19 protein-coding genes and 1 riboswitch are annotated in these 20010 nt (G+C 46.7%); of the genes, 18 read left to right on the plus strand and 1 reads right to left on the minus strand.

Features of this window, described 5'->3' with window-relative positions; genetic code table 11:
• Positions 1–237: 237 nt before the first annotated feature.
• Entirely contained in the window at positions 238–603 is a 366-nt protein-coding gene (locus ADIAL_RS02100; protein WP_034299508.1) for a hypothetical protein, read from the minus strand.
• 415 nt (positions 604–1018) lie between these two features.
• On the opposite strand from ADIAL_RS02100, the gene ADIAL_RS02105 reads away from it, so the two are divergent.
• The 18 genes from ADIAL_RS02105 to sufC all read left to right on the plus strand — a co-directional run bounded on the left by ADIAL_RS02105 (position 1019) and on the right by sufC (position 20004).
• Positions 1019–2245, plus strand: a complete 1227-nt coding sequence (locus ADIAL_RS02105; protein ID WP_197017744.1) for an amidohydrolase — start codon at positions 1019–1021, stop codon at positions 2243–2245.
• A 27-nt stretch (positions 2246–2272) separates the two neighbouring features.
• Positions 2273–3460 (plus strand): M20 metallopeptidase family protein, encoded by a 1188-nt coding sequence (locus ADIAL_RS02110; RefSeq protein WP_034299511.1) that lies wholly within the window; start codon positions 2273–2275, stop codon positions 3458–3460.
• A gap of 27 nt (positions 3461–3487) precedes the next feature.
• A complete protein-coding gene (locus tag ADIAL_RS02115) occupies positions 3488–4444 on the plus strand; it encodes an ABC transporter permease (protein WP_231492057.1) in 957 nt (318 codons plus the stop codon).
• A 15-nt stretch (positions 4445–4459) separates the two neighbouring features.
• A complete protein-coding gene (gene opp4C, locus ADIAL_RS02120; RefSeq protein ID WP_051503651.1) occupies positions 4460–5413 on the plus strand; it encodes an oligopeptide ABC transporter permease in 954 nt (317 codons plus the stop codon).
• 105 nt (positions 5414–5518) lie between these two features.
• Entirely contained in the window at positions 5519–7201 is a 1683-nt protein-coding gene (locus ADIAL_RS02125; RefSeq protein ID WP_034299516.1) for an ABC transporter substrate-binding protein, read from the plus strand.
• A gap of 100 nt (positions 7202–7301) precedes the next feature.
• The gene (locus ADIAL_RS02130; protein ID WP_442853021.1) at positions 7302–8405 is read left to right on the plus strand and encodes an ABC transporter ATP-binding protein; all 1104 of its coding nucleotides are present in this window, start codon (positions 7302–7304) and stop codon (positions 8403–8405) included.
• Positions 8389–9369, plus strand: a complete 981-nt coding sequence (locus ADIAL_RS02135; RefSeq protein ID WP_034299519.1) for an ABC transporter ATP-binding protein — start codon at positions 8389–8391, stop codon at positions 9367–9369. Before ADIAL_RS02130 ends, ADIAL_RS02135 begins: the two co-directional genes overlap by 17 nt.
• Positions 9370–9916: 547 nt before the next feature.
• On the plus strand, positions 9917–11650 hold the full coding sequence (locus ADIAL_RS02140; RefSeq protein ID WP_155849154.1) for a Na/Pi cotransporter family protein: 1734 nt from the start codon (positions 9917–9919) through the stop codon (positions 11648–11650).
• 157 nt (positions 11651–11807) lie between these two features.
• Positions 11808–12038 (plus strand): DUF2969 family protein, encoded by a 231-nt coding sequence (locus tag ADIAL_RS02145; RefSeq protein ID WP_034299523.1) that lies wholly within the window; start codon positions 11808–11810, stop codon positions 12036–12038.
• A 230-nt stretch (positions 12039–12268) separates the two neighbouring features.
• Entirely contained in the window at positions 12269–13294 is a 1026-nt protein-coding gene (locus ADIAL_RS02150) for a YihY/virulence factor BrkB family protein (RefSeq protein WP_034299597.1), read from the plus strand.
• A 151-nt stretch (positions 13295–13445) separates the two neighbouring features.
• The gene (locus ADIAL_RS02155; RefSeq protein ID WP_034299525.1) at positions 13446–13805 is read left to right on the plus strand and encodes an arsenate reductase family protein; all 360 of its coding nucleotides are present in this window, start codon (positions 13446–13448) and stop codon (positions 13803–13805) included.
• Between the two features lie 3 nt (positions 13806–13808).
• Positions 13809–14168: a glycine cleavage system protein H gene (locus ADIAL_RS02160; protein WP_034299527.1), complete on the plus strand. Its 360-nt coding sequence runs from the start codon at positions 13809–13811 to the stop codon at positions 14166–14168.
• Between the two features lie 16 nt (positions 14169–14184).
• Positions 14185–14364: a 2-hydroxymuconate tautomerase gene (locus ADIAL_RS02165; protein WP_034299529.1), complete on the plus strand. Its 180-nt coding sequence runs from the start codon at positions 14185–14187 to the stop codon at positions 14362–14364.
• Positions 14365–14589: 225 nt separating this feature from the next.
• A riboswitch (TPP riboswitch) is annotated at positions 14590–14687 on the plus strand.
• A gap of 88 nt (positions 14688–14775) precedes the next feature.
• Positions 14776–15654, plus strand: a complete 879-nt coding sequence (thiM, locus tag ADIAL_RS02170) for a hydroxyethylthiazole kinase (RefSeq protein WP_034299531.1) — start codon at positions 14776–14778, stop codon at positions 15652–15654.
• The gene (gene thiD, locus ADIAL_RS02175; protein ID WP_034299534.1) at positions 15651–16460 is read left to right on the plus strand and encodes a bifunctional hydroxymethylpyrimidine kinase/phosphomethylpyrimidine kinase; all 810 of its coding nucleotides are present in this window, start codon (positions 15651–15653) and stop codon (positions 16458–16460) included. The genes thiM and thiD overlap by 4 nt, the downstream gene beginning before the upstream one ends.
• Positions 16457–17107: a thiamine phosphate synthase gene (gene thiE, locus ADIAL_RS02180; protein ID WP_034299537.1), complete on the plus strand. Its 651-nt coding sequence runs from the start codon at positions 16457–16459 to the stop codon at positions 17105–17107. The genes thiD and thiE overlap by 4 nt, the downstream gene beginning before the upstream one ends.
• 259 nt (positions 17108–17366) lie before the next feature.
• Positions 17367–18809, plus strand: coding sequence for a phospholipase D-like domain-containing protein (locus tag ADIAL_RS02185; RefSeq protein ID WP_197017745.1), 1443 nt, complete (start codon positions 17367–17369; stop codon positions 18807–18809).
• A 421-nt stretch (positions 18810–19230) separates the two neighbouring features.
• Complete coding sequence (gene sufC, locus ADIAL_RS02190; RefSeq protein ID WP_034299543.1) at positions 19231–20004, plus strand: Fe-S cluster assembly ATPase SufC; 774 nt, start codon at positions 19231–19233, stop codon at positions 20002–20004.
• Positions 20005–20010: the final 6 nt, after the last annotated feature.

Raw genomic sequence — 20010 nt, forward strand, 5'->3', positions numbered from 1 at the left:
TACATTAAGCTGGCAAAAGGTGGTACAATCTTTGGCAAACAGTGGTAAGAAAGTTGGCATCAGTGGTACAAATAAGTGGCAGTAGTCAGTATAAGCAGGCAAGCCCTTTTTTTGGCTGCCTCTATACGCGTATCGATACAGTTAAATACAAACAGGCCTGTCCTCTTGCTTCCAGTATGCTGGAAATGCGAGGACAGGCCTGTTTTTTAGAGTTTTACCCGTCTTTTTTGCAGGACATCAGATCAAGTCGACGTGAAGCTCGTTGGCACCATTTTGAATACCGTTTGGATAATGATGATATAACTGGGCCAGAAGTTTAGGGTCTGCACTGGTTGTAGACAGCAGGTGCACAACTTGTTTGATTCGTTCGTAATGTTCAGGAGAGGTTTTTTTGGCATCTGTTTCTTTGTAGATTGCCATCTCATCGAGGAGAGCATAAAATTCTTCAACAAAATGCTTGAATTCTGTTCCATTACCCAAAAGAACTGATTTCACTTTCTGGTTTTTAGAATGCAGACTTAGCGTATATTCTTCCAGGGTCATGCCGATTGACTGAGCATACTGCTGGACATCTTTGATTTCATCATTGATACATTTTTCCATATCGAGTCACCTCTACTTAAGGATGAAAACTAAGCCTTAAGTTATTTTCATGCTTTTATAGTTTATGCTTATTTGACAGTTAAGTAAATAAAAAGGGACGGGTTTAGGATAAGGAAATTCTCATTTGTTCAAACATTTGACATCTTATTAAAAGTAAGTGAGGGAAGACAGCAAGCAAGTTTTCATGCTTACTTGCAAGGGTGTCACAAAAAGTTCACATTTTAATTGTAAACGCTTCAATGGGCGGCGAAATAACAATTTGTTATATGTTGTCAATTTCGTGAGAGAACGATGAGTTTTTTTCTCATAATTAACATTGACAAGGAAAGTCTTCCTCTATAAACTTTAAATTACATTAAGAAAAAATGAGAGAAATCTAATGTGGATAATTATTAAATCAAGGAGTGGTTTAGTCGTGTCAATCAAACAGTTAGAGAAAGAATTAAATCACTTGTATCCTGAAACGGTGAAGTGGAGAAGGCATTTACATGAGCACCCTGAGCCTTCTTTTGAAGAATGGAATACCCGACAGTTTATTGCAAAGAAGCTAAAGGAATTTGGCTACGAGAATATCGAAGTCAATGTAGGTGGAGGTGGAATCGTGGCCTACCTGAGAGGAGCCAAGTACGGTCCGACGATTGCCTTCCGGGCTGACTTTGATGCCTTGCGTATCGAAGAGGAAACGGGCTTGCCTTTTGCATCCAAAACACCGGGTGTCATGCACGCCTGCGGTCACGATGGGCATACAGCTACTCTTCTGAGTGTGGCCAAGGTGCTGAAAGAGCACGAGGAAGAGCTGGCTGGAACGGTAAAATTCATTTTCCAGCATGCAGAGGAGGTACTGCCTGGCGGCGGCAAGTCGATGATCGACGCAGGTGTACTGAGTGATGTAGATGCTGTATACGGCTTGCATCTCCGCTCGCCTTTGGAATACGGCACGGTATCCTACTGTGCGGGCTATGCCATGGCGGCACCGGATTTCTTCAATATACAGATCCAGGGCAAAGGCGGACATGCGGCGCATCCAAGTTCAACTGTTGATGCAGTAGTCGTCGCCTCCTATGTCGTCAACCAGCTGCAGAGCATCATCAGCCGTAAAAAGGATCCGAATCAGTCAGGGGTACTGACAGTGTCGACCTTGCAGGCTGGTGACGGGGCCCATAATGTCATTGCTGATAAGGCAACCATCAAAGGTACGGTCCGGACGTTCGATCCAAATCTCAGAAATTTAGTGGAAGAAAAAATCAAGTCCATGACCGAAGGCATCTGTTCAGCTCATGATGCCAGTTGCGAAGTGACTTACACGAGAGGCTATCCAGCTTTGTACAATCATATAGAAGAAACAGAGCTAATCAGTGAGTTGTTCAAGGAAAACCGCAAGGACATGAAGGTCGAAGAAATTCCCTTGAGAATGGGAGGAGAGGATTTCGCCTATTTCCTTCAAGAAAAACCGGGATCCTTCTTCTTTGTCCATTCAGGTAATAAGGATAAGGGCATCGTCTATCCGCATCACCATCCAAAATTTGATTTCGATGAACGGGCCATGCTGGTCGGGGGCAAATGCTTTATGGATATCGTCAATCATTACCTGATCGAGTCGACTGAAGTGTTTGAAGAAAGTCAGCAGGCAGCGGGAGAATAGCAGAAAAGAAAGAGAGGGTCGTTTTTCATGACATTAGAGCAATGGAAGCAGGAACTGAAGGAAAATTATGAGGAGACGGTAGCCTGGAGGCGTCACATGCATGCCCATCCGGAGCCCTCTTTTGAAGAAGAAGAAACAGCCCGTTTCATCAAGGGAAAACTAGAATCCTTTGGCATTGATGATATACAGACGGATGTCGGGAACGGACATGGAATCGTGGCTAAAATAAAAGGTAGCCACCCGGGACCGACCATTGCCCTCAGAGCTGACTTTGATGCTTTGCGGGTCAATGAAGAAGTAGACAGTCCCTTCAAGTCCACTAAGCCAGGGGTCATGCACGCTTGCGGACATGACGGGCATACGGCTTCGCTTTTGAGCGTAGCTAAAGTTATGGCCAAACGGCAAGAGGAACTGCACGGAAATATTGTCTTGATCCACCAGCATGCCGAAGAGGTTCTGCCGGGAGGAGCCAAGTCGATGGTTGAAGCGGGGGCTTTGAAAGAAGTGGACTATGTCTTTGGAATTCACCTAGGATCAACCGAACCACTGAACACCGTTTACTATAACTGGCAGTATGGTTCAGCCAATTCCGATTCCTTTACCCTCAAGATCCAGGGCAAGGGGGGGCATGGAGCGGCGCCGCATGATACACACGATGCCCTGACGGTCGGTACACAAATCGTGACGAATCTTCAGCAGATTGTCAGCCGAATGACCGACCCGGTAAAGCCGGCGGTCCTGACTTTTGCGGGCTTTCAGTCCGGAGGAGAAGCGTATAACATCATTGCCGATACCACCGAAATAAAGGGAACGGTGCGCACGCTGCATGCAGACATTCAGGAACTGGTCGAAGGGAAACTCAAGTCCATGAGCGAACATATTGCGGCAGCCTATGATGCAACGATTGATCTGATTTATACCAGAGGCTATCCGGCAATCGAAAATACACCGGAGGTAGTTGAAAAAGTGCAAGAGTCACTCCTTTCCTCCTTTCCAGAAGAAGAGGTAGCAGAAGTGAAAGAATCGATGGGGGGCGAAGACTTCGCTTATTTCCTGAAAGACAAACCCGGGGCCTTTTTGAGAGTCGGTGCCTGTCCACCAGGGAAAACGGATGCTTATCCGCACCATCATCCGAAATTTGAGATTGACGAACGCTCACTGCTTCGGTCGGGAGAAGTGTTCCTGACACTGATCGATACCTACTTGCAGGGCTGACGTTAAGATCTATTCAAGAAAGAGGGGATGACATTGAAGAAATACATTATCAAACGCCTGCTGACAGCTATTCCGGTCCTATTGATGATTTCCATTGGAGCTTTCGTCATGATGAACCTGGCACCGGGTGATCCGACAGACTTGTACGTCACGCCGGATGCCACACCGCTTCAAGTTGAAGCCACGAGACGAGCACTCGGTCTGGACCAGCCTTATCCGGTACAGTATATCCGCTGGCTCACGCGCGCCTTGCAGGGGGATTTGGGAATCAACTATGCGACCCGTTACCCTGTCCTACCAATTCTGGTTTCACGAATCGGGCCGACCATTGTTCTGATGGGAGCAACACTTGTGGTCTCCTACCTGATAGCAATCCCGCTGGGTATCCTCAGTGCACGCAAGCATGGGACCTGGGTCGACAATTTACTCACAGGGGGAGCGTTTGTTGGAGTATCTATTCCAAACTTCTTCCTGGGACTGGGACTGATTTACATTTTTTCCGTACAGCTAAGCTGGTTCCCAACGGGGGGCATGTCACAGCTGGGGGGAGAGAGCAGCTTTCTCAGCGTGATTCACCACCTGGTCCTGCCGGTAACGGTCCTGTCGGCTTTCTACATCGCCAATATGACTCGCTACATGCGGGCAACAATGATTGAAGTCTACGGAGAAAATTATATCCGGACAGCAACAGCCAAAGGACTGGCAGCTGAAGTGATCCTGACCCGGCATGGTATCCGAAATGCTCTGATACCCGTTATCACGATTATTGGTACCGACTTGCCCCGGCTTGTCGGTGGAGCGATTGTTACAGAACAAATTTTTCAGTGGCCGGGTCTTGGCCGCCTGACCATCATGGCAATCCAGCAGCGGGAGTACCCTATGCTGATGGCGATTACGATGCTTTCCGCTGTAGTGGTCCTGCTGGCGAATCTGCTTGTTGATATTATGTATGCAGTGGTTGACCCACGAATTAAATTCGATTAGAAAGGAGAATCATGAATGGCACAGAATGTAGGCAACAAAAATTCCGAAGCATTGTTTCATCTTGTTGATGCTGTCGAGAGAGTCAACTTTCCGGACAGTGCAGCTGAACAAGTGGCGACTGATGGAGACAGTTATATCAAAACGATTGCCAAGCGTTTCTTTAAAAATAAAGTCGCAGTAATCAGCCTGGTGATCTTTCTAATTTTGGTACTGACAGCAGTCTTCGCCAATCAGATTGCACCCCATCCGCGGGACGCATCTGTCGGCCGGTTTCAGGCGGCTCCTTATGACAATTTCTATCTGGGAACCGATGACATCGGACGAGATGTCCTGACTCGGCTGATTCACGGCACACAGGTTTCCATTATTGTCGGCCTTGGATCTGTTCTCGTGTATGTCCTGATCGGGACAACGCTTGGACTGGTTTCCGGTTACTTTGGCGGCTTTATCGACAGTATCATCATGCGTATCACAGAAGCCTTCATGTCCTTTCCATTTTTTATGGTTATCCTGACACTGGTCTCGCTTCTGGGATCCGGCATCTGGGTTGTAACGATTGTATTGGGCACCCTTAGCTGGCCGCCGCTTTGCCGGCTTGTTAGAGGGCAGGTCCTGACCATTAAGGAACAGGATTTTGTGCTGGCCGCTGTAGCAACAGGATATTCTACACCAGGGATTTTGTTCCGCCATATCCTGCCGAACGTGCTTTCACCAATCCTGGTTAATGCAACGTTTGGGATCGCGACGGCTATCCTGACAGAAGCCTCGCTGAGTTTCCTGGGGGTCGGCGTTCAGCGTCCGCGTCCAAGCTGGGGGAATATCCTCTCAGAAGCTCAGTCACTTAGAGTGTTAACATCAGAACCCTGGAGATGGGTCCCGGCAGGGATACTCATTTTCATTGCGGTCCTGGCCATCAACTTTATAGGGGATGGGTTGAGAGAAGCGATTGAAGGAGAAACAAAATCCTGATGAGCTTTGGGGAAAGTTTATCAGTGATAGGGGATTGTATGACGATATATAGGTTCAAGACACAGAGAGCAGCCAGAGGCTGTGACTCATAAAGGGGAGACTAACATGTCAAATTGGAAAAAAAGTTTAAAATACGGAACCATTGTGTTTGCATCATCTTTACTGCTTGCTGCGTGCGGAAACGGCGATGTGCCGGATCTGGACGAAGAGGCTTCAGCAGATAACGGAGAGGAAGCCGGAGCAGACGATAGTTTGCCGGAAATTGAAGAAGGCGATACCTCTACACTGATGGTTGGTTTGACTAATGCACCTGACTCTTTCAACCCGTTCAACAGACCGGGAGTAGCGGGAACCTGGATTCAGCGGTTCTTCTACGACAGTTTACTGACTATGCCGACGGCTGATAGCTTTGAACCTGCACTAGGTGAATTTGAAACGGATGACAACCAGGTCTTCACCGTGACCATCGATCCTGATGCTAACTGGTCTGATGGGGAACCGATTACGGCGCACGATGTAGCCTTTACCCTGAATACGATTGCGCATCCTGAAGTGGAGACGACGCTGGGCACAAGTGTCGCAATGATTGAAGGAGCAAATTCTTCCGGTAAAATGGAAGATGGAGAAACTGAACTTGCCGGTGTAGAGGTTCTGGATGACAAGACTTTAACCATCACCACAAAAAGTCCAGTCGATCTGGCCTACTTGTCAGAGTTCCTAGGATTCAATGTGCTGATTGCACCGGAGCATGTTTTTGGAGACATTGATCCGGTCGACATTCCAAACTCTGAGGCAGCAACAGTTCCTACCGTCTTCTCTGGCGCCTACAAACTGGTTGAATACGATACAGACAACTATGTACACTTGGAAGCCAATCCAGACTACTATCGTGGAGCGCCTGAAATTGAGACGGTTTATGCCCGCATTATGAACGGCACTGCGATGATTACTGAATTCCAGGCGGGGAATCTGCACATGGCTGCAGGCGGCGGAATTGGAATGGTACCTGTCCAGGATATTTCTTTGCTTGAAGATATCGATGGTTTAGTTGTTGAAGAGCACCCAAGTTTCAATGGACAGTACATGATTATCAACAATGAACGTTTTGCTGACCCTCAGGTTCGTCAGGCTTTCGCTTATGCTCTGAACCGTGAACTGACTGTCGAAAACTTGCTTGATGGACGCGGTGAAGTACTGGCTTCAACCTATTCTTCAGCCAGCCCATACAAAGATGAGGACTTGAGTCCACTGCCTTATGATCCAGACCTGGCTCGTGAAATGCTGGAAGAAGCTGGCTTTGACTTTGATACACCATTGGAATTTGTTGTGCCGACAGGGAATGCTGTCCGTGAACAAAATGGTGACCTGATTGAACAGTGGTTCACAGAAATCGGTGTCGAAGTTAATCAGAACAATTACGACTTCCCGACTTGGTTATCTATGGCTCAGGATCTGGACTATGATATCGGATTGATGGGATGGGGGCACACGGTTGACCCGAATATCGCCAGTTATGTTCAGACAGGCGGAGCGTCGAATAATATGGGCATTGCTGACCCTGTAATCGATCAGCTGCTGGAAGATGGAATGGCTGGAACCGACTTTGATGAGCGCTTCCCGATCTATGCCGAACTGCAGCAGCACTTGCAGGATGAAATGCCAATCGTTCCACTGTATTCTGATTCTCAGTTCAGCGTACAAGTCGATTTCCTGAATGGTGGAATCAATGAGTTCTGGGCTGGTTCCCTGTACGATCTGCACGAGTGGACACTGGATGAACAGAACTAAGTTTTAAGAAACGAGTAAAAAAAGAAGAGGCACCCATTAGATAATGATTTAGTGAGTGCCTCTTTCCAATTGAAATATACAGGAGTCTAGAAAAAACGAGGTGGAAGAAATGGAAAACAAAGCAGTATTGGAAGTTAAGGATCTGGCAATTTCTTTCCGGACATTTGAAGGCAAGGTTCAGGCAGTCAGAGGTGTAAACTTTTCCTTGAATAAAGGGGAAACACTAGCGATTGTGGGAGAATCAGGTAGTGGTAAGTCCGTTTCAACCAAAGCGATCAATCAGCTGCTTCCAAAGAAAAACACGCTAATCGAAAGAGGAGAGATTCTTTTTGAAGGCAAGGACTTGCTGAAAATATCAGAGAAGGAGATGCAGGCCGTCCGAGGAAATGATATTGCAATGATTTTCCAGGATCCGATGACTTCGTTGAATCCGACCATGCAAGTAGGCAAGCAGATCGCCGAACCGATTATCGCGCACAAAGGTGTCAGCAAAGAAGAAGCTAAGGAAAAAGCATTGGAATTAATGGACCTGGTGGGTATCCGTGATCCGAAAGAATCCTATAAAAACTATCCGCATCAGTTTTCAGGCGGCATGAGGCAGCGGGTCATGATTGCTATTGCTTTAGCTTGTGAGCCGAAGATCCTGATTGCTGATGAGCCGACCACAGCACTGGATGTGACTATTCAGGCCCAGATCCTGGACCTGATGAACAAGCTTAAAAAAGAGCTGGACACGTCGATTATCTTTATTACTCATGATCTGGGAGTTGTGGCTCAAATGGCTGACCGGGTAGCGGTGATGTATGCCGGGCAGATTGTTGAAGTCGGTACTGCCGATGAGATTTTCTACAACCCGATGCATCCCTATACCTGGGGACTGTTGGCTTCCATGCCTACTCTGGAAGTCGGACAGACGGATTTGTACACTATTCCTGGATCACCTCCGAATCTGCTGCATCCACCTGAAGGGGATGCATTTGCAGCCCGGAATGCTTATGCCATGGAAATTGATTTTCATCAGGAGCCGGATTTGTTCAAAGTGAGTGATACCCATTATGCAAAAACCTGGCTGCTTCATCCGGATGCCCCGGACGTTCAGCCCCCTCTGGAAGTTCAGCGGCGTAAGGAGAAGTATCAGTCTCTTTTCTCGGGACAAGGCCAATTTAACAGAATAGGAGGGGAAGCCATTGGCAGCAGAGGCTAAAGAAAAAAAAGCGATTGTTGAGATTAGCGAATTGAAGCAATATTTCAACGCGGGCAAAAAAAATGAAGTCAGAGCCGTCAACCACGTCAGCTTCTCGATTTATGAGGGAGAAACATTTGGTCTGGTAGGCGAATCCGGTAGCGGGAAGTCTACTACAGGCCGGGCCTTGATCAAGCTCAGCGACATCACGGGAGGTCAGATCACTTACAAAGGTGAAGATATTTCGGAAATCAAACGCCGCAAGGATCTACTAAGATTCAGAAAGTCGATGCAGATGATTTTTCAGGATCCCTACGCCTCCTTGAACCCGAGATTGACCGTCAAGGAAATCATCGGAGGTGCACTGAAGGTCCACGGGATGGCTAAAAACGGCAAGGAACTGACGGAAAGAGTCCACGAGCTGCTGGAATCGGTCGGCTTGAGCAAGCAATTTGCCAACCGTTATCCTAAGGAGTTTTCTGGAGGGCAGTGTCAGCGTGTTGGGATTGCCCGCGCGTTGGCGGTGGAACCTGATTTTATTATTGCGGATGAAGCAATCTCAGCTTTAGACGTATCAATTCAGGCCCAGGTGGTTAATTTGCTCAAGGAATTAAAGGAAGAAAATAATTTGACGTATCTGTTTATCGCACACGACCTGTCGATGGTTAAATACATCAGTGACCGAATTGGAGTGATGAACAGGGGACGGGTGCTGGAAATCTGCGAAGCAGAGGAACTGTATCAAGCTCCACTGCATCCCTATACGGAATCTCTCCTTTCAGCAATTCCTACACCGGACCCTGAAACTGAAAGGCAGCGTGTCCGGACAGAATATGATCCAGCCTATCATCATTATGACGATATCAGTCATGTGAAGCTGCATGAGATTGCGCCGGACCACTTTATTTACTGCCATAAAGACGAAGTGGCTCTCTACAAGAAAAAAAGAGAAAAGCTACTCCGTCAGAAAAAAAAATATGCATAAGCGAACAGGCATGCTTGCTCTCCCGATAAAGGATAGCCATGCCTGTTTCTACGAGTAGAAAAAAGAAACCATGAAGCCCGTTAAAGAACCATAGGGCTCCTAAACAGAGAGACCAGTCAGATAGTGAACGCTGGACGGATTAAGAAACCATAATATGTTACTGAATTGTGAACATCCGGTCTATTTTATGTAAAGAGAAGAGTTTGCGGGGATAAGAATATCTGTGTATGTGTAACCGCATAAAAGGGAGGTGGAAAGAAATATAAGCGAATGTTTGTCATTAAATAACATGTGTTTATACGGAAAATAAAGGTCATCCACAGCTGGCCTGCAGACTGCCATGAGCAGCAGCAGGCAAGAAAGACTTGTTGGATGAAGTAGCATAATGAGAATCTTCTCATCTTGATTTTTTTTGTTCAATTCCGTGAGGTTTAGCTTTAATATAGGAAAAGGAAACGCTGAAATTATATTTAAAAGTCAGATGCACAGATGCGGTCGGCTGTTTCAGGGTTCTAATTTGTGAAACTCAATCAAATGGAGGGTTTATGTGGATACACAAGAGATAGCATTCATGTTTTTCGGGGGACTGGGGATTTTCCTGTTTGGCCTGAAATACATGGGAGACGGATTACAGAAAGCTGCCGGTGACAGTTTACGTGAAATTCTAAATAAATTTACATCGACACCTTTGCGTGCAATACTAGCCGGTATTTTTGTTACCATCCTTTTTCAGACCAGTACGGGAACGACAGTCCTGACAGTTGGACTGGTCAGTGCCGGTTTTATGAAGCTCAAACAGGCCATCGGCGTGATCATGGGGGCCAATATAGGGACAACTGCGACAGCATTTATCATCGGGTTTAATATTGGAGCGTATGCTTTGCCAATCATTGCCATCGGAACGACGATGCTGTTTTTCTTCAAGCGTCCGTTCATTAACAACCTGGGTCAGGTATTTTTTGGTATCGGAACAATTTTCTATGGTCTGAACCTCATGGGGGACTCCATGCGGCCGCTGAGGGACTTGGAAGTCTTCAGAGAGCTGATGCTGACTTTGTCAGAAAACCCTATTCTGGGCGTGGTCGGTGGGACTGTGTTGACTTTTATCCTGCAGAGTTCAACTGCAACGATTGGTATCGTCCAGGAACTTTATGGCCAAGGAAGCATGGAACTGACTGCTGCTCTGCCAATCATGTTCGGAAGCAACATCGGAACGACCTTTACAGCTATCATTGCAGCAATTGGTGCCAGTGTTGCAGCTAAGCGCTCATCGGCTTCCCATGTTATCTTTAACCTGGTGGGGACCTTCGCGATTCTGTTTGTGTTGACGCCCTTTACTAACCTTCTAATAGCTATTTCAGGCGTGCTGGACCTGAACCCGGCAATGCAAATCGCTTTCGGGCACGGAATGTTCAACATCGCCAACGTGCTGGTGCAGATGTGGTTCATCACACAGATTGCCCAAATTGTCACCAAAATTGTCCCGGGGGATGATGCGCTGATCGAGTATGACGCTTCGCATCTGGATTATTCACTGATCACGACCTCACCAACCATTGCTTTGAATCAGGCTAAGCGTGAGATTCAGCAAATGGGTGAATTTGTTCTGGAAGAATACAGAGAGATGTTCAAGTATTACAAGAACCAGGATGAAACAAGTTTAGGCAACACGTTGCAGCTTGAAGATGTGGTCAATAAAATTGATGTGCACCTGACGGAATATTTGATGCTGATTTCTGTTGAAGATCTGCCACTCAAGAGTTCCACTGAACACTCTCAGATGATGGATATCACTAAATACCTGGAGCGTATCGGGGACCATACTGAAAACATCACGAACAATATCAAAGAGGCTGTGCGGGCCCACAAGAAGCATTCTAAAAACAAGAACGGAGACAAGGCCGATAAGATTTTTTATGATGAGGATCTGATTGCGCTCTTCCACTTGGTAGAACAGAATATTCAGGACGCCATTTCCTCCTTTACGCAGGACAGTTATTCACTGGCCGGCAGCGTAATCAAGCGTGAAAAGGAAGTTAACCGCCTGGAAAACGAAATCCGCATTAAATACATTGAGCGGCTGAATTCAGGCAAGGGGTTGCCGTCTGACGGAATCCTCTTTGTCGATATCGTATCCAACCTGGAGCGGATGTCTGACCACTCTGCGAAAATAGCGAAGCATTCCTTGGGAATCCGCTATCCTTTCCAGCACCAGACCCGTGTCCCTAGACATGGACAGCCAAAAGAAGTAACGGAAGGCATTGAAGTACAGAATCCTTAAATTGATTGCCCCCCGGACGATGGTTTGTCCAGGGGGGCTTTTGTGTGAATTGAGGTTCTCTGAAAAGGAAACTCAGTCATCTGAGTCTTGCTCTCCTTTCTATTTTTAGGTAAACTGATGGGACAGCTAGAAGAGAAATAACTGGAGGAATCAAGATATGGGGAAACGAAACAAGCAGATTGAAGTGGAAATAAACGAAACAAAAAAGAATACAGCTGATTATACCGAACTGGAACTAGTCGTCCGGAAAAAAGTGATTGGGAAAATCATGCAGAAAGCTGACGGACCTATTAGCGTAGAATTCAAAACAGGTAAGAAACGCACAGCGCGCTCTATTGATGAGGGCATTCAGCTGATTATCGAAGATTACAACTTGCATGATGAATAAAGCATCCAAAGAGACTTACGGAAGAGGGAGCTGATTATCCTTTTCCGTTTTTTTATTTTTGACAGCTGACAAAATAGACAGACCCGCGTGTTGTAGGCCGAAGTCAGACGCGCAAAGGTTCTAGCAGCTGGAGATGAAAAGAGCTGGAGAGCTTTTGAATAGAGGGGATAGAAGCTCTTGTGGTAGAATAGATTAAATACTTTACTTAGTCAGGATGTGAGAGCGTGCAAATGCTAGAAAAAATCGAAGATAAGATTCCTTTTAAAGACAAGCTTCTCCGTCTGATTCCGATTCTCCAGTCCAATTGGGAACGGGCAACCATCAATCAAAGTGGCGCAGAAATGGCTTACTTTGTTCTACTGTCCCTTTTCCCACTGCTTCTGGTGGTTGCCAATATCATCCCGATGCTGCCTTTCGAATCAGACCAGGTGCTGTCCCTTTTAGCGGAGTTTGTTCCGCAGGATATCTTTAATATTATCGAACCCATCATTGAATCCTATCTGGAGAGTGCCAGTGGAGGGTTTATCTCCTTTGGTCTGTTGGCCGCAATTTGGTCAGCCAGTAAAGTCATCACTATATTGCGGCGGGTGCTGGACGATGTTTACGGCTCGATTCAAAAGAAAAATGTTGTTGTCGGCAGAATTCTTTCGCTGCTAGTCATGGTCGCCATTATATTTGTTATTGCGATGGCCGTTTTTATATTTGTATTCGGTGAGCAGATCATGGCCCTAATTCAGGAAACAATCGGGTTTGAAATACCTTTTGTACAGGAGATTCTTCTGGCTCGCTGGCTGATTTTACTGGTGATCCTCTTTTCGGTACTGCTGATTGTCTACTGGTTTGTTCCGAATCATCATCTGACGTTCCAGTATTCCTACCAGGGTGCATTGTTCGCAACAATCGGCTGGATGCTGTTGACCCAGGGGTTTTCAGTCTACATGAACGTGGCAGGTGGCGATGCACTGACCAACGCAACCTTTGGAGGATTTATTGCCCTGATGCTGTTCCTTTACTTCTCGAGTATCGTGATTTTACTTGGAGCCCTCTTGAATGCCATCATTTTTGAATGGAAAAATGGGATGTCTGTACCGGAGTTCGAAGCGAAAAAGCGCAATGAACAGAAGCTTGAAAGTTCAAACTGGACCGGCTATCCAACTGAAGCGGAAACTGTGATCCTGAAGCGTCACTTGTCCAAAGTCAATAAACTGAAAGAGGAAGAGGTGAAAGAACGCGAAGACAACAGTATCGATATCTGAATAACCTAAAAGAGTCCTGTGGGGGCTCTTTTTTAGTCTCATCTAAAATGGCTGCTATTGCTTAGTCACTCAAGTAGAAAATTGTAGCTGTTCTCTTTCCTTTTCATTTGTAAGTAGTCTATAATAGGTACAGAAAATGAGGAGGGACTTTATGAAGTTTTACTGTCATCCACGTTGCTCGACGTGCAAAAAAGCCGAAAAATGGCTGAAAGAAGAAGGCGTTGCTTATGAAAGTATTAGCCTGCTGGAAGAAACACCAACAAAGGCTGAGTGGGTTCAGATCCTGTCACAAACAGACCGGACACTCAAGTCCTATTTCAATACAAGTGGCAATGTCTACCGCGAAAATAATCTGAAAGACAAGCTTCCAAAGATGACTGTGGAGGAAGCCGCTGACTGGCTATCATCCAATGGCATGGTTGTCAAGCGACCTTTTGCAATTGAAGGAAATGTGCATACTTCCGGCTTCAAGGCGGACGTTTATGCACAAGTATGGGGAAAAGGAGATTAACATATGACTACAAAGTATCATCATAGTGGATTGTGGATAGAAAAGCTCTCTAGCGGCACTTACCGGGTCGGTCTGTCTGAAAAAGGGCAGGATGATTTGGGTGAAGTCATGTTTGCCGAAATCAGTGCTCAAGAAGGCTCCATGTCAAAAGGGGACGCCATTTTAAATGTTGAAGGAGCCAAAGCTGTGACCGAGTTGACGCTGCCGTTTGACATGGATGTGTCCGCAGTGCATAAAGAAGTGGAAGATGAGCCTGAAATGCTTAATGCTGAAGCCAAGGATTCAAACTGGCTGCTAGAAGGAACTGGACTGACAAGCGAAGAATTCGATGGGCTTGAAGACAAGCCGTTCAGTGAAGCATAAAAAAAGGAGGAATAACATGCCCATTGTACATGTTGAAATGATTGAAGGACGCTCTAAAGAACAAAAAGAGGCCTTAATCAAAGATGTCGTAAAAGCGGTTGAAACACATACAGGTGCTTCAAAAGAAGCGGTCACGGTAATCATTGATGAAATCAGCAAAGAGAACATTGCCACTAAGGGCGAGTATCACGGCTGAGTTTTTAACATAAACAGGCCGGGAACTGCTACAGAACAGAAAACAGAGAGAGCAGTGTCTATTGAAACGGATGCTTGATAGTTGGGGAATCAGCCTGCCTGTCAAGCGTCCGTTTTTATGTACTAAAAAACAGTCGCATACACGTTCAGGAGCCTGTTTCTGCCCAGGATCAATCATGTAGTAAGCGGTATACAAATATGCTAAACTATAAAGGTAGCATGCTAAACGTATCATCAGGGGAGCTAATGTGCTGAGAAAGGTTAGACCTGACCCTTAACTTGATCTGGATAATGCCAGCGAAGGAAAGATGAGCAGAGCCCGGGCGTGGGCTCTGAATTCACTGGATATTCTTCGCTTCTACTTATGATTAAGTGGAAGCTTTTTTAATCAACACACGACTAGGAGATGGATATGGATAACAGAAGCATCAGTAAAATTAGGCAGTTGAATCCGCTCGTACACACTATAGCCAATCAGGTCGTTCAAAATGATGTCGCCAATGCCCTGCTAGCTATTGGCGCTTCTCCAATCATGGCCATGGCTGAAGAGGAAGTAGCGGAAGTGAGCAGCATGGCAGACGCACTAGTTCTTAATCTCGGTACACCCACACCAGAGAAGATAAACAGTATGCTGCGGGCAGGTAAAGCAGCCAATCAGGCAGGGACTTTAGTTGTTTTAGACCCGGTAGGAGTAGGAGCAACACAGTTTCGGAAAGAGGCAGCTGCCAGACTGCTTCAGTCAGTCAATATAGCCGTCATCCGGGGCAATGCTTCAGAGGTTGCTCATTTAGCAGGTGAAAAATGGGCATCTAAAGGTGTGGATGCCCAGAATAAAGAACAGTCAGCCGAATCCGTCGCACTTGCTTGTGCTCGGAAGTGGCAGTGTATCGTTGCCGTTTCGGGTAAGGAAGATATCATAACGGACGGCCGTCAGTCTAGAGTCGTGGAGGCGGGGACTTCGATGCTGAGTCGGATCACCGGCAGTGGCTGTATGCTCAGTGCGGTCATCGGGGCCTTTTTGGCCGCCGGTAAACAAGCAGATGCCCATCAATATGCAACGGGTTTCCAGCTAAAGGAAGGCTTGCTAAAAATAAAAGACAAACATCTCACTGAGTCCTGGATAATGGAGGCTGTGACCCAGGCTCACCTTGCTTTTGGTAGAGCAGGAGAACAGGCAGCAGCAAATAGTCCGGGGCCCGGAACCTTCAGGACCCACTTGATGGACCAACTGGCGGTTTTGACTGATGAAGACACAATCAGTAAAAGCAGAGAGGAAAGGACCAACAGATGACAAACATACCAGAAGTACTGACCATAGCAGGGAGTGACAGCGGGGGAGGCGCAGGCATCCAGGCCGATCTGAAGACTTTTCAGGAGCAGGAAGTGTTTGGCATGTCCATCATTACTGCAGTCACGGCACAGAATACAACCGGAGTTCAGGGGGTGCACCCCGTTCCTTTAGTGATGGTTAAGGAACAGTGGGACTCTATTTTTGCTGACTTTAATGTCAAAGCGATGAAAACGGGCATGCTGGTCAATGGGGACTATATGAAACTGATTGCAGCAGCTTACCGTGAACTGAACACAATCCCGCTGGTGATAGATCCGGTCATGATTGCTAAGGGCGGACATCCGCTGATGGAGGAGCAGGCCATTGCAGTCATGAGGGATGAGCTGGCCCCACTGGCTACGGTGATCACGCCGAATATCCCAGAAGCAGAAGCTCTGACCGACATGAAAATCGAGACGAAACAAGACATGCGCGAGGCCGCAAAAAGACTGCACAGAAAAGGCAGTAAGAATGTTGTCATCAAGGGCGGGCATGCTATGGATAAAGAGCAGGCAGACGACTTGCTGCTTTTGGAAGACGGCAAGGAAATCTGGCTGTCTGCCCAGAGAATCGACACCCAAAATACGCATGGAACGGGTTGTACGTTTGCAGCCTGCATAACAGCTGAACTGGGCAAAGGGAAAAATGTCGAAGCAGCCGTCCGCACCGCCAAGGCCTTTATTCTGGCGGCAATCAGGGACTCGTTGAACATCGGACAGGGACATGGCCCGACGAACCACTGGGCTTATAATAAGGAGAAAAAATGACCGAAACAATTAAAACCATGCTCAATGTCTACTTTATCGCCGGAACTCAAGACTGCCAAAACAGGTCGCTCCAGGAGGTACTCCAAGCAGCTCTTGAAGCAGGAATCAGCTGTTATCAGTTCAGAGAAAAAGGTCCGGGCAGTTTGGAAAAAGAGCCTGAAGCGTTGTTGAAAACAGCTGTGGCGTGCCGGGAATTGTGCAGGGCATACGAAGTTCCTTTTATCGTCAATGATGACCTCCAGCTGGCAGAGAGAGTGAAGGCTGACGGCATCCATGTCGGCCAGGGCGACTTGCCGATTGCAGAGGTAGTGAGGCGGATGGGGGATCAGTTCATGATTGGACTGTCGACCAATAACCTGAAACAGTTTTTAGAAGCGGAAAAAACGACCGGCATCGATTATGTCGGTATTGGACCGGCCTATACCCCCAAATCCAAACAGGACCATGAGGCTGTTATGGGTTTGAACGGGATCCGAGAGGCTATGCAAAAGCGCACCCGGCTGCCTGCGGTTGCCATTGGGGGAATCAGTGAGGATAACGTACAAGAAGTCCGTCAGACAGGGGTCGACGGTGTAGCCATCGTGTCGGCAATCACTCAGTCCAGAGATATCCGAGCAACGTTAAAAAAACTCAAAGAAACGAACTGAATCAGCAGGAATAAACCTTACAGCGACTCAGTCAAAGCAGTTAATGTGGAACAGATACAAGAGGAGCGGGTGTTTGAATCACCTTTGCTCCTCTTTCTGCTGAAAAGGATTAGGCAAGCAAGATAGACAGTAGATGTTCCCGATGCTACATACGTTAACTGAGTGTGCTTAAAGCTTGTTCAACCAGTCGAAATGAGGTGTGTTTTGCTTTAGACTACTGTATGATAGGAAAAGAATGAGTGGGAATGAGGGACTGGAAATGAATAAGATTGGCTGGAAAAAAGCGGTCAACGCATGTGGACTGCTGGTTGTCGTGTATCTCCTATATGTGATTGCCGGAGGGATCCTGTCAGTCACGCTACGTACACCACCTGAACCGGTAGAAAGGGCATTGACTTTTAAGGAAACCAGCGAGCAAGTCACGCTGCTTGAATACGGGCTTGCCTCTTTTGGAGCCCGGATGAATATAATTGAAGAAGCAGAAGAGACACTGGATGTCGCTTATTTCTATATGGAGCAGGGGGAAAGTGTTCAGCTGCACTATGCCTATGTGCTAGCGGCAGCTGATCGGGGCGTCAATGTACGTTACTTGCTTGATGGCCTTTTTCATGGAGTCAGAGGAGATGACCGGGATGTCCTTAGAGCGTTTAATGCCCACCCCAATATCGAACTGAAGCTTTACGAACCGGTTTGGTCTGTTGTACTGGCGCCCTGGCGGGTGAACAACCGGATGCACGACAAAATCCTAATAGCGGACGACCAATTCGCTGTGACCGGCGGAAGAAATATTGGGGATCTTTACTACGAACGTGGAAATGTTGAGTCCAGCTATTCCTTTGATCGGGATATTATGCTGATCAATCAGGAGGGTCAAGAAGACGGGCTAATCTCGGACATGCAGGCTTATTATACAGAACTTTTCGACAGTGACTACTCCCAGTCACAAAATAACCGGACTCTTTTCAGCTGGGAACAAACCCGGGCAGAAGAAAAACTGGAGGCCCTGCGAGCTGTGTACGAAGAGCACCAACATGAAGAAGCAGACCGTGAGCAGGTTGCTCAAATAACCGACTGGATCGACCAATCGGTAGAAATCAACGGGGGCTTTCATACACACAACAGCATCGAAAGAGGATTCAAGCAGCCTTATATCTGGAGTGACCTCCTGACGCTGGCGAATCAGGCAGAGGAAGAACTCTTTGTTCAATCTCCTTGGGTGATTCCGAACAGACACATGCGTCAGCATCTTGAAGCAGTTGATCTATCGGTGGGGCAGGCCAAGGTTTTGACCAACGGAAAATCAACCAATTCAAATATTTTTGCGCAAGCGGGTACAGAAAACCGGAAGGACTTTTTTATTGAGTCTTTTGCAGATTACTATGAATTTCAGCCCAAAGGGTCATCATTGCACATGAAGACACTGGTTGTGGATAATCAGATTAGTGCTGTCGGGGCATACAATTTTGATGCACGCAGCACGTGGCTGAGTACCGAATCCATGCTGGTGATTGACAGCGAAGAGCTGGCGGAGCAGATCATGAATGAAGCAGAAGCCTCCTACCTGAACAGAAGCGTACGCTTTGACCCAAGTGTAGATAAAGTGCCGGGTGAGCATACAGAAGTCAAGGAGGCCGCTCTGTGGGAAAGGTTACTCGTTCCGGTCATGAGACCTTTCGCATGGGTACTAGAATCTTTATTATAAAAAATAAAGATAGATTTAGAAAATAAGAGGGTTTTCCTGAAGTAGACACTTGAGAAAGTGAATACCTTTGGGGGAACTTTTTTTATTTATTAGTAGATGATAATTTATATAATCTGGAAAGCTTGACATAGCAAGGATAAAGCAAGGTAGGCCGATATTATCCACAAAAGAACCTTGATTCTGATTCTCAATTAGACTAAAATTAAACAAGGTAAGCAAAATATTTTCAGCTGATATTTCGGTAAACCGCGGCTTCGTTAGTTGAGGGTCACCGAAAGAATGAGACGGGCATGGCGCTGCAGCGAACGCAGATAGGAGATGGCTATAAATTTGTCGGACCTATTACCTGCGTATGCGGCGGTCAGGACTCTTCTACAGTTATTTTGCTCAAAAAACTACAAGTAGAAAAGGAAGGTACGTAATGGCCGTATTAGAAATCAAGAACCTGCATGTATCCATTGAGGACAAACAAATTCTTAAAGGTGTGAACCTGAAAATGCAGACAGGTGAAATCCACGCAATCATGGGACCAAACGGGACAGGAAAATCAACGTTGTCTGCTGCAATCATGGGTCATCCAAGTTATGAAGTCACAGAAGGTGAAATTCTGCTGGATGGAGAAAACGTACTGGAAATGGAAACCGACGAACGTGCACGTGCCGGCCTGTTTCTGGCTGTTCAGTACCCAAGTGAGATTGCCGGGATAACCAATGCTGAATTCATGCGTGCAGCCATCAACTCGAGAAGAGACGAAGACGATAAGATGAACGTAATGGACTTCATCAGAAAAATGGACGAGAAAATGGACGTTCTGGACATGCCGGAAGAAATGGCTGAGCGTTATCTGAACGAAGGCTTTTCCGGTGGTGAAAAGAAACGTAATGAAATCCTGCAGCTGCTGATGATTGAGCCGACCTTTGCGATTCTGGATGAAATCGATTCAGGACTAGATATCGATGCTTTGCAGGTCGTATCCAAAGGGGTCAATGCAATGCGTGGTGAAGGGTTTGGTTCGCTGATCATTACACACTACCAGCGCCTGCTGAACTATATTACTCCGGATATCGTTCATATCATGATGGATGGCCGTGTAGTGAAGACCGGCGGTGCCGAGCTGGCTAAACAGCTGGAAGCAGAAGGATACAAAGGTCTAATGGACGAACTTGGATTAGACTTTGAACTCGTAGAAGACTAATTTAAG

This window comes from Alkalibacterium sp. AK22, assembly GCF_000585255.1.
Classification (GTDB): Bacteria; Bacillota; Bacilli; order Lactobacillales; family Carnobacteriaceae_A; genus Alkalibacterium.

What these genes read in the sequence shown, in the direction of transcription:
- sufC (WP_034299543.1), top strand. Translation starts at nt 19,231, where the DNA reads ATGGCCGTATTAGAAATCAAGAACCTGCATGTATCCATTGAGGACAAA.
- thiE (WP_034299537.1), top strand. Translation starts at nt 16,457, where the DNA reads ATGACCGAAACAATTAAAACCATGCTCAATGTCTACTTTATCGCCGGA.
- ADIAL_RS02160 (WP_034299527.1), top strand. Translation starts at nt 13,809, where the DNA reads ATGACTACAAAGTATCATCATAGTGGATTGTGGATAGAAAAGCTCTCT.
- ADIAL_RS02125 (WP_034299516.1), top strand. Translation starts at nt 5,519, where the DNA reads ATGTCAAATTGGAAAAAAAGTTTAAAATACGGAACCATTGTGTTTGCA.
- ADIAL_RS02150 (WP_034299597.1), top strand. Translation starts at nt 12,269, where the DNA reads ATGCTAGAAAAAATCGAAGATAAGATTCCTTTTAAAGACAAGCTTCTC.
- ADIAL_RS02155 (WP_034299525.1), top strand. Translation starts at nt 13,446, where the DNA reads ATGAAGTTTTACTGTCATCCACGTTGCTCGACGTGCAAAAAAGCCGAA.
- ADIAL_RS02145 (WP_034299523.1), top strand. Translation starts at nt 11,808, where the DNA reads ATGGGGAAACGAAACAAGCAGATTGAAGTGGAAATAAACGAAACAAAA.
- ADIAL_RS02165 (WP_034299529.1), top strand. Translation starts at nt 14,185, where the DNA reads ATGCCCATTGTACATGTTGAAATGATTGAAGGACGCTCTAAAGAACAA.
- ADIAL_RS02100 (WP_034299508.1), bottom strand. Translation starts at nt 603, where the DNA reads ATGGAAAAATGTATCAATGATGAAATCAAAGATGTCCAGCAGTATGCT.
- thiD (WP_034299534.1), top strand. Translation starts at nt 15,651, where the DNA reads ATGACAAACATACCAGAAGTACTGACCATAGCAGGGAGTGACAGCGGG.
- ADIAL_RS02185 (WP_197017745.1), top strand. Translation starts at nt 17,367, where the DNA reads ATGAATAAGATTGGCTGGAAAAAAGCGGTCAACGCATGTGGACTGCTG.
- ADIAL_RS02110 (WP_034299511.1), top strand. Translation starts at nt 2,273, where the DNA reads ATGACATTAGAGCAATGGAAGCAGGAACTGAAGGAAAATTATGAGGAG.
- ADIAL_RS02115 (WP_231492057.1), top strand. Translation starts at nt 3,488, where the DNA reads ATGACATTGAAGAAATACATTATCAAACGCCTGCTGACAGCTATTCCG.
- opp4C (WP_051503651.1), top strand. Translation starts at nt 4,460, where the DNA reads ATGGCACAGAATGTAGGCAACAAAAATTCCGAAGCATTGTTTCATCTT.
- thiM (WP_034299531.1), top strand. Translation starts at nt 14,776, where the DNA reads ATGGATAACAGAAGCATCAGTAAAATTAGGCAGTTGAATCCGCTCGTA.